Here is a 14,107-nt window from a genome sequence, read left to right as displayed (position 1 = left end):
GTTGGAATGAACGATGCAGACAGCGGATCTGGACAACCCCCGGCAGGTCGCGGACGTGGTCGCCGAGCGGATCGAGCGGCTGATCGTCGACGGCGTGCTGAAAACCGGGCAGGCGCTGCCGTCCGAGCGGCGCCTCACCGACAAGCTCGGCGTGTCGCGCACCGCGCTGCGTGAAGGGCTGAAGCTGTTGCGGGCGCGCGGCATCATCGAGACTTCGCATGGCAGGGGCTCGTTCGTCGCGAGCCTCACCGCGCCGCCCACGCTCTCGCCGCTGATGCATCTGCTCGGTTCGCAGCCGCGCACGCTTTACGACCTGTTCGAAGTGCGCGCGCTGCTGGAGGCCGAATCCGCACGGCTCGCGGCGTTGCGCGGCACGGCCGCCGACTTCGTGCTGATCACGCGCCGCTACGAGGAAATGCTCGCGGCGCACGGCAAGGAGACGAGCGCGTCGACGCACGCGCGACTCGATCACGCGTTTCATCTGGCGATCTGCGAGGCCTCGCATAACCCCGTGCTGGTGCATACGCTGAGTTCGCTGACTGATCTGCTGCTGAGTTCCGTGTTCGCGTCGGTCAACAATCTCTATCACCGCGAGCCGCAAAAGCGCGTGATCGATCGTCAGCATGCGCGGCTCTATAACGCGGTCACCGGCAAACTGCCCGAACAGGCGCGCAAGGCGGCGGCCGATCACATCGCGAGCGTATGCGCGAATCTACGGGAAATCGAACAGGAAGAGCAGCGGCTCGTGCGCGCCACGCTGAGGCTGGAAGGGTGGGAGTAGTGGGTACGGGTAGTGCGTCCCGGTAGTGGGCGTTATCAGTCCGCTTTACAATCGGGCCTCGTGCCTACATTCGAGCGCGCCACGCGCCCACACCACCATGCCTACCATCAGCGAACTGTTCGTCTATCCGGTCAAATCCTGCGCGGGCATCGCGCTGCGCGAAGCGCGGCTGCTCGCAACCGGCCTCGAATATGATCGCAGCTGGATGGTCACCGATCCGGACGGCGCGATGTTCACGCAGCGCGCGTATCCGCGCATGGCGCTGATCAAGGTCGAGCTTGGCGCACAAGAGCTGGTGCTCCGCGCACCCGGCATGAGCGAGTTGCGCACGCCGCTCGACGCTGCGCGACTCGACGGCGCACGCAAGGTGCAGACCTCGGTGTGGCGCGACGCGGCCTACGGCATCGACACCGGCGAAGAAACCGCTGCCTGGTTCTCGACGTTTCTCGGCATGCCGGCGCGGCTCCTGCGTTTCAACCCCGAGCACGCGCGGATCGTCGATCCGGACTACACCAGCAGCACCGGCGGCGCCTCCACGCTGTTCGCCGACGGCTTCCCGGTGCTGGTGGCCGGCCAGGCTTCGCTCGACGATCTGAACGCGCGATTGAACAGCAAAGGCGCGCCGTCGATTCCGATCGACCGGTTTCGCCCCAATGTCGTGCTGAGCGGGCTCGACGCATTCGAAGAGGACTATGTGGAAATGCTCAGCATCGACGGCGACGCGCACGCGCAGCCACGCGTGCAACTGCGGCTCGTCAAGCTATGCTCGCGTTGCCCGATGCCGACCATCGATCAGGCGAAAGGCGCGCCCGATCCCGAGTGGCCGAATGAACCGACCGACACGATGAGCGTTTATCGGGCCAAGCAGCAACTCAATGGCGCACTCACATTTGGCACGAATGCGCTGGTCGCGAGCGGCGCCGGAGCATGGCTGCGGGTCGGGCAGACGGTTGAAGCGGAACTGGGTTTCGGGGATTGATTCGACCGGTGCCTGTCTTTTGCAACCGGGAAGCTGGGTCCCTGGTTGGACCCTCGTTGGACGAGCGAGTCCGCGCGCCTTGAGCGCGGCCCCGTCTAATGCCGGATGCGTCCGGTCAGCGCCGCGAGAATCACCGGCATCGGCGCCGGCTTGACGAAATGATGGTTGAAGCCCGCGCGCAACGACTCGCTTTCCTCTTCCGCGCGTTCGAGGCCGCTGACCGCGACCAGTGTCGGCGCGGGCCTGTCGGCCACGCAGCGGATGCGCCGCGCCACCGCGCGGCCGTCCAGACGTGGCATCTCCACATCGAGCAACGCGGCCGACGGGTGCCACGCGTAGTACTCGGCGAGCGCGGCGAGTCCGTCGCGCGCGGTGCGGATGTCGAAGCCGTGCGCGCTGAAGTAGAGCGCGTAGGCGGCGAGCAGGTCCGCGTCGTCGTCGGCGATCAGCAGGCGGGCGGCAGGGTGGGTGAGCATCCGGCGTCTCCGAGGTGGGTTGCTATTTATCGAGCAATTTGAAGTCCCGCTGGATGTGCCGCCGCCTTCACGCAGTGAAAGCGCGGTTTTCTGGCCGCCCCGGCACGGTTTTCCTGTCGCACGATTGCCCTGCTGCGGACCGCGCCCGTCATAGCGGAGCGGATATAGCGCATCGGCGCAGGGTGCCGGTTGCGCGCAGAGCGCGCGATCCGACGTCATGCAAACATCCCGGGCTGTCACGGTGGTCACGTCGCGCGAATTTACGCGCTGCACCGCTATATTCCCGCGCCGATCATTTTTCCCGACGGCAACACTATCGGTAATCTCTGCGCGATGCCTGTCATCATTCGGGCAGAGGGGCTTGTATTTGGCCGCGCCGCTTGCCTGTCAAAACAAAATGTTTCTTAGCGTCGAAGCGACAGAGCCTCATCACGCGGCATAAGCGATCGCTTCGCGGGCGACTGCTTCGTCCACATGCATGGCAGCGGCCGCAGTACGCTGGCCGTCCTCCTCGCCCCACATGCGCTCGACACTTTCGCCGATCGCGCTGCCCACCAGAATCACCGCCGGACTGTCGAAGCCCGCGTCGGTCGCGTCGGCGGCAAGCCGATCGAGACGTGTGAGCAACCGCCGCTCGTTGATCCCGCCCGCCCATTGCACCAGCGCGGCCGGCGTGTCGCCCGGCAGGCTTTCGAGCAACGCGCCGGCAATCCTCTCGATGCGCCGCATTCCCATATAGATCGCCAGTGTGGTGCGAGTTGCGGCGAGCGCGGCCCAGTCCGGCTCGCCGTGATCCTCGGTGTGCGCGGTGACGAAGCTCACGCCATGACAATGGCGCCGATGCGTCAGCGAAATGCCGAGCCCCGCGGCGGCCGCGAAACCCGACGAGATGCCGTTGACGATCTCCACCGCGATGCCGGCCTCGCGCAACACCGCGAGTTCTTCGCCGGCGCGGCCGAACAGCAGCGCCTCGCCGCCTTTCACCCGCACCACGTGCAAGCCCTTGAGCGCATAACGCCGCATCAGGCGTTCGATGAACGCTTGCGGCGTCGAGCGGCAGCCGCCGCGCTTGCCGACGCGGATCACGCGGGCTTGCGGCGCGAGCGTCACGATGTCGGGATTCGCAAGGTCGTCGAGCAGCACGACATCCGCGGCCGCGAGCGCTTTGGCGGCCTTGAGCGTGAGCAGGTCGAGATCGCCCGGACCGGCGCTGAGTAACGTGACCTTGCCGATGTTCTTGTTCATCACGGTGTCCTTATCGGTGTTGCTGGCTGCTTGCATTGCGCCAAATAAAAAAGCGTCCGCTCGTGATGCTCACGAGGGGACGCCGTTGTCCGTTGCTGCGATCTGTTTTCAAAACCTGTTCGAGCGGGACGAGGCACGACGACGTGCCTCGTCCTGTCATCGCGGCGACGTTGCGTTGATGACTTCGCGTCGATTAATGCAAGTACTACGCCAGCCATCTGCGATGTGCGCCCGATTCCGCTCCAAACCTCACGCGCCGCGCGAAATGAGCATGGTCAGCGCACCTTGCGCGTGCCCATGTCTCGCACGCGCAAGGTGCTGCGTCGCACCATCCATGTGCCTGGCCGCATCGAAACGCACCGCGCGCGGCGCCCGCCGAGAGCTTGGCCGATTAACCGCAAAGCCCCGCGCGACGGCCTTGTAGCGCGCATTTCGCAAGCTTGGCACAGGCTTTGCATTAAACGTTGCGAGCGGATCAACGTGGATCCGCCGCGAGTGCAACACAAAGTGCTCGCCGCAGTACCAAGCTCAGGACAACGGCGTCCCCCGAATTCAGTCATCGACTGGGTTCGCGGGACGCCGTTTTTATTTCCGGAACCGCTTCGCCACACACCAGACGGCGACGCCCGAAGCCCAAGCACATCGAGGACACCGCGCTCATGAAAATCATCGTTATCGGTCACGGGATGGTCGGCCACAAACTGGTCGAGAGCCTCGCGCAAGATGCCGCGCACGGCCTGGACATCACGGTGCTGTGCGAGGAATCGCGGCCGGCCTACGATCGCGTGCATCTGTCCGAATTCTTCGCGGGCAAGACGGCGGACGACCTGTCGCTCGTCGCGCCGGGCTTCTTCGAGCGCCAGAACGTGCAACTCAAGCTGAACGCGAAGGCCGTCGCGGTCGACCGCGACGCGCGCACCGTGACGCTGGAAAGCGGCGAAACACTGCCATACGACAAGCTGGTGTTCGCGACCGGTTCCTATCCGTTCGTGCCGCCGGTGCCGGGGCGCGAGCGCGCCGATTGCTTCGTGTACCGAACCATCGACGATCTCGAAGCTATGCAGGAATGCGGCGCGCGCTCGAAAACGGGCACGGTGGTCGGCGGCGGCCTGCTCGGTCTCGAATGCGCAAAGGCCTTGCGCGACCTGGGCCTGCAAACACACGTGGTCGAATTCGCCCCGCGCCTGATGGCCGTGCAGGTGGACGACGGCGGTGGCCGCGTGCTGCGCACGAAGATCGAAGAACTGGGCGTGACGGTGCACACGCAGAAGAACACCACGGCGATCGTCGACGGCGAAGCGGGCACGCACCGCATGCAGTTCGCGGACGGCAGCCACCTCGATACCGACATGATCGTGTTCTCCGCCGGCATCCGTCCGCGCGACGACCTCGCGCGCGCATGCGGTCTGACGCTGGGCGCGCGCGGCGGCATCGTGATCGACGACGCGTGCCGCACCAGCGATCCGCACATCTACGCGATCGGCGAATGCGCGCTGTGGAACGGCCAGCTGTTCGGGCTCGTCGCGCCCGGTTACGACATGGCGCGCGCGGTGGCGAAGCAACTGCTCGGCGACGTGGCGCAATTCGCCGGCGCCGACATGAGCACCAAGCTCAAGCTGATGGGCGTCGACGTGGCGAGCATCGGCGACGCGCATGGCAACACGCCGGGCAGCCGCGCGTACCAGTTCAGCGACGAACGCAAGCGGGTCTACAAGAAGCTGGTGGTGTCCGAGTGCGGCAAGTATCTGCTCGGCGGCGTGATGGTCGGCGATGCGAGCGAATACGGCACGCTATTACAGATGATGCTCAACCGTATCGAACTGCCGGAAGCGCCGGAATTCCTGATCCTGCCGCAAGCGGACGGCAGCGCAAAACCCGCGCTCGGTGTCGAAGCGCTGCCCGCCGCCGCGCAGATCTGCTCGTGCAACAACGTGTCGAAGGGTGATCTGTGCGCGGCCGTGGGCGCGGGCGCCACCGACATCGGCGCGCTCAAATGCGCGACCAGCGCCGGCACCTCGTGCGGCGGTTGCGTGCCGCTCGTCACTCAGGTCATGAAGGCCGAGATGAAGAAGCAGGGCCTCGCGGTCAATAACCACGTCTGCGAGCACTTCGCGTATTCGCGCCAGGAGCTGTATCACATCGTGCGCGTCGAAGGCGTGCGCAGCTTCGGCGAACTGCTCGCGAAACACGGCCACGGACTCGGCTGCGAAATCTGTAAGCCGGCGGTGGCGAGCATTCTGGCGTCGTGCTGGAACGAATTCGTGCTGAAGAAAGAGCATGCGTCCTTGCAGGACACCAACGATTACTACCTCGCCAACATCCAGCGCGACGGTACCTATTCGGTCGTGCCGCGCATGGCGGGCGGCGAAGTGACGCCCGACGGCCTGATCGCGGTCGGCCAGATCGCAAAGAAATACGGCCTCTATACGAAGATCACCGGCGGTCAGCGGGTCGACCTGTTCGGGGCGCGCGTCGAGCAACTGCCGTCGATCTGGGAAGAGCTAATCGCGGCCGGCTTCGAATCCGGTCACGCGTACGGCAAGTCGTTGCGCACCGTGAAGTCGTGCGTCGGTTCGACGTGGTGCCGCTACGGCGTCGGCGATTCGGTGGGCCTCGCGGTCGAACTCGAGAACCGCTACAAGGGTTTGCGCACGCCGCACAAGATCAAGTTCGGCGTGTCGGGCTGCACGCGCGAATGCGCGGAAGCGCAGGGCAAGGACGTCGGCGTGATCGCAACCGAGAAGGGCTGGAACCTCTATGTGTGCGGCAACGGCGGCATGAAGCCGCGCCATGCCGAACTGCTCGCCTCGGACCTCGATAAGGACACGCTGATCCGCTACATCGACCGTTTCCTGATGTTCTATGTGCGCACCGCCGACCGTCTGCAACGCACCAGCGTGTGGCGCGACAACCTCGAAGGCGGTCTGGCGTACCTGATCGACGTGGTGGTCAACGATCACCTGAACGTGGCCGCCGAACTCGAAACGGAAATGCAGCACGTGATCGACACCTACGAGTGCGAATGGAAGAAGGCCGTCACCGATCCCGAAACGCGCAAGCGCTTCCGTCATTTCGTCAACAGCGGCGAGTCCGACAGCAACGTGCGCTTCGTCGAGGAACGCGGGCAGATCCGACCCGCGACGCCTGCCGAGCGGCATTCGAGGATCGCGGCGATTCCGGTCGTCGTCGAGACGGTCTGATTTTCTGCATCGCCTGGATGCGTTACCCATTGCTCCATTCATTGCTCACCTTGCGAGGACTACTGCCATGAACAACGATCGCCTGCCACGCCCCTGGACGGCCATCTGCCCGCTCGACGACATCGTGCCGAACACCGGCGTGTGCGCACTGGTCAACGGCGAACAGGTGGCGGTATTCCATGTGAACGATGGCAACGACAACATCGTGTACGCGATTGAAAACTTCGATCCGGGCTCGCAGGCGGCCGTGCTCTCGCGCGGACTGATCGGCAGCCTCGGCGAACGCGTGGTGGTTGCGTCGCCGATCTACAAGCATCACTTCGATCTGCGCACCGGCGAATGTCTGGAGACCCCGTCGTATTCGGTCGGAGCGTTCGAGACGCGTGTCGAAGACGGTCACGTGTGGGTCGCGGTGTGAGCCGTTGAATTCCTGAAACCTCTTGCCAACCACGACGCCCCTTATGTCCTCCACTAGCGTAAAAACCGTGTGCCCCTACTGCGGCGTTGGCTGCGGAATGGTGCTGCACGTCGAGGACGGCCAGGTCGTGAAGATTGCCGGCGACAAGGAGCATCCGTCCAACTTCGGGCGGCTGTGCACGAAGGGGCAGTCCGCGCATGTCGCGTTGCGCAAATCCGGCCGTCTGGAAAGCGCGTACGTGCGCCATGCACGCGACGAAGACCCGGTGCCGCTGCCGATGGCGCAGGCGATCAGCACCACCGCCGCGCGTCTGCGCGGCCTGCTCGACGAACATGGACCGGACGCGTTGTCGTTCTACGTGTCCGGCCAGATGTCGATCGAGGCGCAGTACCTCGTCAACAAGCTCGCGAAGGGCTTCGTTGGCACCAACAACATCGAGTCGAATTCGCGCCTGTGCATGGCGAGCGCGGGCAGCGGCTACAAGCTCTCGCTCGGCGCGGACGGCCCGCCGGGATCGTACGAAGACATCGATCATGCCGACCTGTTCTTCGTGATCGGCGCGAACATGGCCGACTGTCATCCGATTCTGTTCCTGCGGATGATGGACCGCGTGAAGGCGGGCGCGAAGCTGATCGTCGTCGATCCGCGCCGCAACGCGACCGCGGAAAAGGCCGACCTGTTCATGCAGATCAAGCCGGGCACCGATCTCGCGCTGCTCAACGGCCTGCTGCATCTGCTGCACGAAAACGGCCATACGGATGCCGCTTTCATCGCCGAGGCCACCGAAGGGTGGGACGCGATGCCGGCGTTTCTCGCGGACTACACACCGGAGCGCGTCGCCGAGATCACCGGCCTCGCCGCCGATGACATCCGCCGCGCCGCGCAGATGATCGGCAGCGCGAAGGAGTGGATCAGCTGCTGGACCATGGGCCTGAATCAGAGCACGCACGGCACGTGGCACACCAACGCGATCTGCAATCTGCATCTGGCGACCGGCAAGATCTGCCGGCGCGGCAGCGGGCCGTTTTCGCTGACCGGCCAGCCCAATGCGATGGGCGGCCGCGAAATGGGCTACATGGGTCCGGGCTTGCCGGGCCAGCGTTCGGTGCTGGTCGACACGGACCGCGCGTTTATCGAAGACCTGTGGGGCATTGCGCCGGGCACGCTGAAGACCGAAGTTGGCAACGGCACCATCGACATGTTCTCGCGCATGGCCGCCGGTGAGATCAAGGCGTGCTGGATCATCTGCACGAATCCGGTGGCGAGCGTCGCCAACCGCCAGAACGCGATTGCCGGTTTGCGCGCGGCGGAACTCGTGATCGCGCAGGACGCGTTCCTCGACACCGAGACCAACCGCTACGCCGACGTGCTGCTTCCCGGCGCGCTGTGGGCCGAAGCGGAAGGCGTGATGATCAACTCCGAGCGCAATCTCACGCTGATGCAAAAGGGCATCGAACCGCCGGGCGCCGCGTTGCCGGACTGGCAGATCATCGCGCGGGTCGCCTGCGAAATGGGCTTCGCGCATGCATTCAGCTATGCGAGCGCCGAAGAAGTGTTCGCCGAAATCACGCGCGCGTCGAATCCGAAAACCGGCTACGACCTGCGCGGCGCAAGCCATCGCCGGCTGAAGGACACGCCGCTGCAATGGCCGCTCGCGGGAGCCGGTTCAGCCGACCGCAATCCGGTTCGCTATCTGAACGACGGCGTGAGCCAGACGCTGAAGGAACTGCCCGACGGCAGCCGTCCACGCCTCGTGTTTCCGACCGCGAGCGGCAAGGCGATGTTCTTTGCCCGCGCGTATGCGGCCCCGGCTGAATTGCCCGATCGCGAATTCCCGATCGTGCTGAACACCGGCCGCTTGCAGCATCAATGGCACACCATGACCAAGACCGGCAAGGTCGCGATGCTCAACAAGCTGAACCCCGGACCGTTCGTCGAGATTCATCCCGAAGACGCCGCCACCCTCGGCATCAAGGCGCACGACGCGGTCGAGATCCGTTCGCGCCGTGGCCGCGCGGTGCTGCCCGCTGTCGTCACCGAGCGCGTGAGCGCCGGCAACTGTTTTGCGCCGATGCACTGGAACGATGTGTTCGGCGACGACCTGTGCATCAACGCGGTGACGAGCGACGCGATCGACCCGGTCTCCCAGCAGCCCGAACTGAAGTTCTGCGCGGCCGCGCTGAGTCCGGTGACAGTCGACGCCGTCGAACCGCTTGAGCCGCTTGAGCACGGCCATGACGAAGTGCCCGCCGTTGAGGTTGTCGTTACCCCCAGCGTCAAGGATCAGGACATGCCCCGTATCGAAGCACTCACCAGCCTTTTGCAATTGCCGCCCACGCCCGCGCCGTCGCTCACCGACGCCGAGCGCGCGTATCTGGCGGGCTTCGTCAGTGGTTTGCGTTCGGCCGAAGCGCAGGGTCTCGACAGCGTGCCGGTTCTGCCGCGCAGCGCACCGTTCGATACGGCGAGCCGTTTGCACGTGGACGGTCTGCTCGCCGGACTGTATAGCCGCAGCGCGAGCATCGCGGGCGTGGCCGCCGCCGCTGCGCTTCCGGGTGCGCAGGCCGACACGGCGCAAGCTTCCGGCGTGCGCATCGTGCGCGTGCGTCCGAAGGTGACGCTGCTGTGGGCCTCGCAAACGGGCAACACCGAATCGCTCACCGAGCGTTATGCCACGCGTCTGATGGAGTCGCGCTTCGAAATTCGCACCTCGTGCATGGAGGACTATCAGATCTCGTCGCTCGCCAAATCGCAATACGTGTTGCTGATGACGAGCACGTTCGGCGACGGCGATCCGCCCGACAACGCGCAAAGCTTCTGGACGCAGTTGAGGGCCGACGAGGCGCCGCGTCTCGAAGGCGTGCGCTTCGCGGTGCTCGCGCTCGGCGATCGCAACTACGATCAGTTCTGCGGGCACGGCCGCCGCCTCGACGAGCGTCTCGCCGCACAAGGCGCGCTGCGTCTGATGGATCGTGTCGATTGCGACGGCGAGTACCAGGAGAGCGCCGACGCGTGGCTCGAACGCGTCATCGTGCGCATCAACGAAGAAGACGCGGCGCTGCATGCGGTGCCGCCGGGCGGCATGATCAACGCGGTGGTGCCGGGTGCGGTGCCGACCAAGGCGCGCCCGGCCGCTTCGCGGCTCGTCAGCAATCTGCGCCTGAACCGCCAGGGCGCGGCAAAGGACACGCGTTACTTCTCGCTGAACACCGGCGACTCGGGCCTCGAATACGAAGCGGGCGACGCGCTCGGCGTATGGCCGAGCAACTGCCCCGAACTGGTCGATGAACTGATCGGTTTGAGCGGCCTGAGCGCGGACGAGCCGGTGCATGTGGCGGGCGCGGGCGACGTGCGTCTGGCCGATGCCCTCGGCAAACACTACGAGATCGCGCGGCCTGGCGCGGACGCGCTCGCGTTCATCGCCGCGCGCAGCAGCAACGGCGGGCTGCGCGATCTGCTGACGCCCGAGCGCAAGGGCGACCTGAAGCAATGGCTGTGGGGCCAGCAACTCGCCGACGTGCTGCACGAATTTCCGGTACGCCTCACGGCCACCGAACTGACCGGCATGCTCAAGCGTCTGCAGCCGCGCCTGTATTCGATCGCGTCGAGCCCGAAAGCGCACCCTGGCGAAGTGCATCTGACGGTGGCGGCCGTGCGATACAGCAACGGCCGGCGTCATCGTAAAGGCGTGTCGTCGACGTTTCTCGCCGACCGGGCGAACGAGGCCAATGTGCCCGTGTTCGTGCAGAAGTCCGCACACTTTCGTCCTCCTCATCATGCCGACACGCCGATGATCATGGTCGGCCCCGGCACCGGCATTGCACCGTTTCGCAGCTTTCTGCACGAACGGCAGGCGCGCGGCGACCGCGGACGCAACTGGCTGTTCTTCGGCGAACAGCATGCGGCCACCGATTTCTACTACCGCGACGAACTCGAAGCGATGCGCGACAGCGGCTTCCTGACCCGGCTCGACGTTGCGTTCTCGCGTGACCAGGCCGACAAGATTTATGTGCAGGACCGCATGCGCGAACAAGGTGCGCAACTGTGGTCATGGCTCGAAGAAGGTGCGCATTTCTATGTGTGCGGCGACGCGAACCGGATGGCGCGCGATGTCGACACGGCGCTCAAGGATGTGATCGCCACGCACGGCGGCTTGAGCAATGAAAAGGCCGCCGAATACGTGAGCCGTCTGTCGCGCGAAAAGCGCTATGCCCGCGACGTGTATTGAGCGGCGAGGCGCGCCAACGCAACTCGTGCATCCACGATTGCAAGGGTTCAAAGAGTACGCAGTGAAGTTTTGAAAAACGGAGCCGGATGGCATGGAGGTTGCATGTTCTGATCGGCTTTCAACATCGTGGCTGACTGGTGCATGGCGCAGTGCCAACGCTGGATGGTCGAGAAATCAGCTTTGTGAGGATATCTGATGAAAAACGTGATGAGCTCCCTTAAGAGCGGTGACTGGCGCGCACTGGTGGCGTGTTTCCTCTATTTCGACACCGGCTTTACCGTATGGGTGCTGTATGGACCGCTCGCGCCGTTCATCAGCAAGAGCATTGCGATGACGCCCGCGCAACAAGGTTTGCTGGTCGCGGTGCCGGTGCTGTCGGCGGCGATTCTGCGCGTGACGCTCGGCAATCTGTATCAGTCGGCGCATGGCAAGCGCATTGCGTTGATGGGCGTGTTGCTGTCGGCGGTGCCGACCATCGTGCTGCCGCTGTTGCAGTCCGTGCCGTCGTACGAAATGCTGCTGGTGCTCGGCGTGTTCCTCGGCGTCGGCGGTGCGAGCTTCGCGGTGGCGCTGCCGATGGCCGGCAGCAACTATCCGCCGAAAGTGCAGGGCCTGGTGCTGGGTCTTGCCGCGGCCGGCAATATCGGCGCGGTGCTCGACGGTTTTCTGTTCCCGCAACTGGCGACGCACTACGGTTGGCAAATGGCCGCCGGCGGTGCACTGCCGTTGCTCGCGATCGCCGCGATCACGCTGTATTTCTGGGCCAACGACTCAGGTGTGAAGTCGGGCAGCGTGCTGCGCGCATTCGGCAGCTTCGCGGTGACGCTGGCCGGTTTGATCGTGCTCGTGCTGCTGGTCGAAGCGGGCCTGTTCGGGTCGGGTAAGACTGGCGTGCTGCTGTTGCCGGTGATTGGCGCGCTGCTGGCGATCGCGGTGCTGCCCAAGCGTTATCGCTCGGTGCTCGGTGAGCGCGACACCTGGGTGATCATGCTGGTCTATAGCATCACGTTCGGTGGTTTCGTCGGGATGTCGTCGTATGTTTCGCTGCTGCTCACCAACCTCTATCAGCTTTCGAAAATCGACGCGGGTCTGTTCATGGCGCTGCTCGCCGCAACCGGCGCGATGGTGCGCCCGCTCGGCGGCCTGATCGCCGACAAGGTGTCCGGCGTGCGCGCACTGACTGTGCTGCTCGCGATCATCTCACTGTGCGACTTCGTGTTCGCTGCCGCGATGCCTTCGATCGTGGGCGGCATTGCGCTGCTGTTGTGCCTGTACGTGGCCTTCGGTCTCGGCAACGGCGCGACCTTCCAACTGGTGCCGCATCGTTGGGCGGGCCGCACGGGTCTGATGTCGGGCATCGTCGGCGCGGCGGGCGGCATTGGCGGTTTCTATCTGCCGGTCGTGATGGGCATCGCTAAGGAAAGCACGGGCAGCTATCAGATGGGCTTTGCGACGTTCGGCGCGCTGGCCGCCTGCGCGTTCGTCGCGATCGTCGCGCTGCGCCGTCCGTGGATGGCGTGGTCGATGCATGCCGGCGTGATGCACGCGCACGCGACCGAGTGATGTCACGCGACCGGCGCGATACGGCCGCACCTGAAAGCGCGTGGGCTCACGACGGACGCGGGCCTGCGAGCGGGCAAGGGCGCGGACGCGGGCGCCGCCGCAGTGCGTGGACGCGAGTCGACAGCGCTGCGCGGCGCGCAGTTCGCGCGCATGACTGCGCCGAACGCGGACTTCACCGGGAGTCGAGCGAGCACGACGAGCCATGACCGATCCTACGAAAAGCCGTTATGAAAATACGCAGGCAAATACTTGCATATTGTGAACAGCGTTTCTAATATGCAGTCAGGAGGCTGCATATGAACTCATCGACCGATCGCATCGAAAAGCAGATTCTGCTCAAAGCGCCGCGCTCGCGGGTCTGGCGCGCGTTGTCCAGTGCCGAGGAATTCGGCAAATGGTTCGGCATGAATCTGACCGGCAAGCAGTTCATCGCCGGCAAAACCGTGCAAGGCAATCTGACCTATCCCGGCTATGAGCATCTCGTCATCGACCTGCTGATCGAGCGCGTCGAGCCCGAGCATCATATGTCGTGGCGTTGGCATCCAGCCGCGATCGATGCGTCGGTTGACTACTCGCCTGAGCCGACCACGCTGGTCGAGTTCGAGCTGACCGAGGTCGACGGGGGCACCTTGCTGCGCGTCGTCGAATCGGGTTTCGACCAGATCCCCGCCGCGCGCCGCGACGAAGCGTTCCGCATGAACACCGGCGGGTGGGAACATCAACTGGTCAATATCGAACAGCATGTCGCCAAGGGTTAGAGCGGCGTCGGCAAGCGCGAGTCTGAAGGCGTCAGTGCTGCGAAACGCCGCACCTGTTTTCGCGGCGCTCGGCGACGAGACGCGGCTGCGCCTGATCGCGGTGTTGTGCGCGGGCAGCGCGATGTCGATCGCGCAGTTGACCGCGGGCACGGCGATGACGCGGCAGTCGGTGACTCAGCATCTGCAGGTGCTCGCGAACGCGGGGCTCGTGCGCGACGTGAAGGTGGGGCGCGAGCGCTTGTGGGCGTTCGAGCCGGCCCACGTCGACGAGGCGCGCCGTGCGCTCGATGCGATCTCGCAGCAGTGGGATCAGGCGTTGTCGAGGTTGAAGGCGATGGTGGAGGAGTGAGCGACGCGTTGTATACGTTCGAGTGAGACGTGCGCGCTATAGTCGATTGAACACAGCGGGGGCGGCGCCTGCCAACGCGCCAGCCCCGCTCAGGTGCAACTGATCGTCAA

General features: G+C 64.9%; 10 protein-coding genes. 8 read left to right on the top strand and 2 right to left on the bottom strand.

The features are described from left to right. Positions 1 to 13: 13 nt before the first annotated feature. Together glcC and FVF58_RS13395 are read left to right on the top strand one after the other, a co-directional pair. The gene (glcC, locus tag FVF58_RS13400; RefSeq protein WP_149670371.1) at positions 14 to 781 is read left to right on the top strand and encodes a transcriptional regulator GlcC; all 768 of its coding nucleotides are present in this window, start codon (positions 14 to 16) and stop codon (positions 779 to 781) included. Positions 782 to 878: 97 nt separating this feature from the next. Beyond that, entirely contained in the window at positions 879 to 1,760 is an 882-nt protein-coding gene (locus tag FVF58_RS13395; protein ID WP_149670370.1) for an MOSC domain-containing protein, read from the top strand. Positions 1,761 to 1,855: 95 nt separating this feature from the next. On the opposite strand, the gene FVF58_RS13390 is transcribed toward FVF58_RS13395, so the two are convergent. Both FVF58_RS13390 and cobA read right to left on the bottom strand, forming a co-directional pair. Then, positions 1,856 to 2,236, bottom strand: a complete 381-nt coding sequence (locus FVF58_RS13390; protein WP_149670369.1) for a response regulator — start codon at positions 2,234 to 2,236, stop codon at positions 1,856 to 1,858. 429 nt (positions 2,237 to 2,665) lie between these two features. Beyond that, positions 2,666 to 3,481 carry a uroporphyrinogen-III C-methyltransferase gene (cobA, locus tag FVF58_RS13385; protein WP_149670368.1) on the bottom strand — a complete coding sequence of 272 codons (816 nt, stop codon included), beginning with the start codon at positions 3,479 to 3,481 and terminating at the stop codon, positions 2,666 to 2,668. Between the two features lie 659 nt (positions 3,482 to 4,140). Between cobA and nirB the strand changes: the two genes are divergently transcribed. From nirB to FVF58_RS13355, 6 genes are all read left to right on the top strand, one after another. Continuing rightward, positions 4,141 to 6,681, top strand: coding sequence for a nitrite reductase large subunit NirB (gene nirB / locus FVF58_RS13380; protein WP_149670367.1), 2,541 nt, complete (start codon positions 4,141 to 4,143; stop codon positions 6,679 to 6,681). A 67-nt stretch (positions 6,682 to 6,748) separates the two neighbouring features. Then, positions 6,749 to 7,099, top strand: coding sequence for a nitrite reductase small subunit NirD (nirD, locus tag FVF58_RS13375; RefSeq protein ID WP_149670366.1), 351 nt, complete (start codon positions 6,749 to 6,751; stop codon positions 7,097 to 7,099). Between the two features lie 43 nt (positions 7,100 to 7,142). After that, positions 7,143 to 11,327 carry a bifunctional nitrate reductase/sulfite reductase flavoprotein subunit alpha gene (locus FVF58_RS13370; protein ID WP_149670365.1) on the top strand — a complete coding sequence of 1,395 codons (4,185 nt, stop codon included), beginning with the start codon at positions 7,143 to 7,145 and terminating at the stop codon, positions 11,325 to 11,327. A gap of 195 nt (positions 11,328 to 11,522) precedes the next feature. Then, positions 11,523 to 12,890 carry an MFS transporter gene (locus FVF58_RS13365; protein ID WP_149670364.1) on the top strand — a complete coding sequence of 456 codons (1,368 nt, stop codon included), beginning with the start codon at positions 11,523 to 11,525 and terminating at the stop codon, positions 12,888 to 12,890. A gap of 296 nt (positions 12,891 to 13,186) precedes the next feature. Continuing rightward, the gene (locus FVF58_RS13360) at positions 13,187 to 13,648 is read left to right on the top strand and encodes an SRPBCC family protein (protein WP_149670363.1); all 462 of its coding nucleotides are present in this window, start codon (positions 13,187 to 13,189) and stop codon (positions 13,646 to 13,648) included. After that, positions 13,632 to 13,997 carry an ArsR/SmtB family transcription factor gene (locus FVF58_RS13355; RefSeq protein WP_149670362.1) on the top strand — a complete coding sequence of 122 codons (366 nt, stop codon included), beginning with the start codon at positions 13,632 to 13,634 and terminating at the stop codon, positions 13,995 to 13,997. Before FVF58_RS13360 ends, FVF58_RS13355 begins: the two co-directional genes overlap by 17 nt. Positions 13,998 to 14,107 lie beyond the last annotated feature (110 nt).

This window comes from Paraburkholderia panacisoli, from assembly GCF_008369935.1.
GTDB lineage: Bacteria > Pseudomonadota > Gammaproteobacteria > Burkholderiales > Burkholderiaceae > Paraburkholderia > Paraburkholderia panacisoli.
The sequence above is the reverse complement of the archived record's forward strand: the minus strand, read 5'-3'. Positions and strand labels throughout refer to the sequence as shown.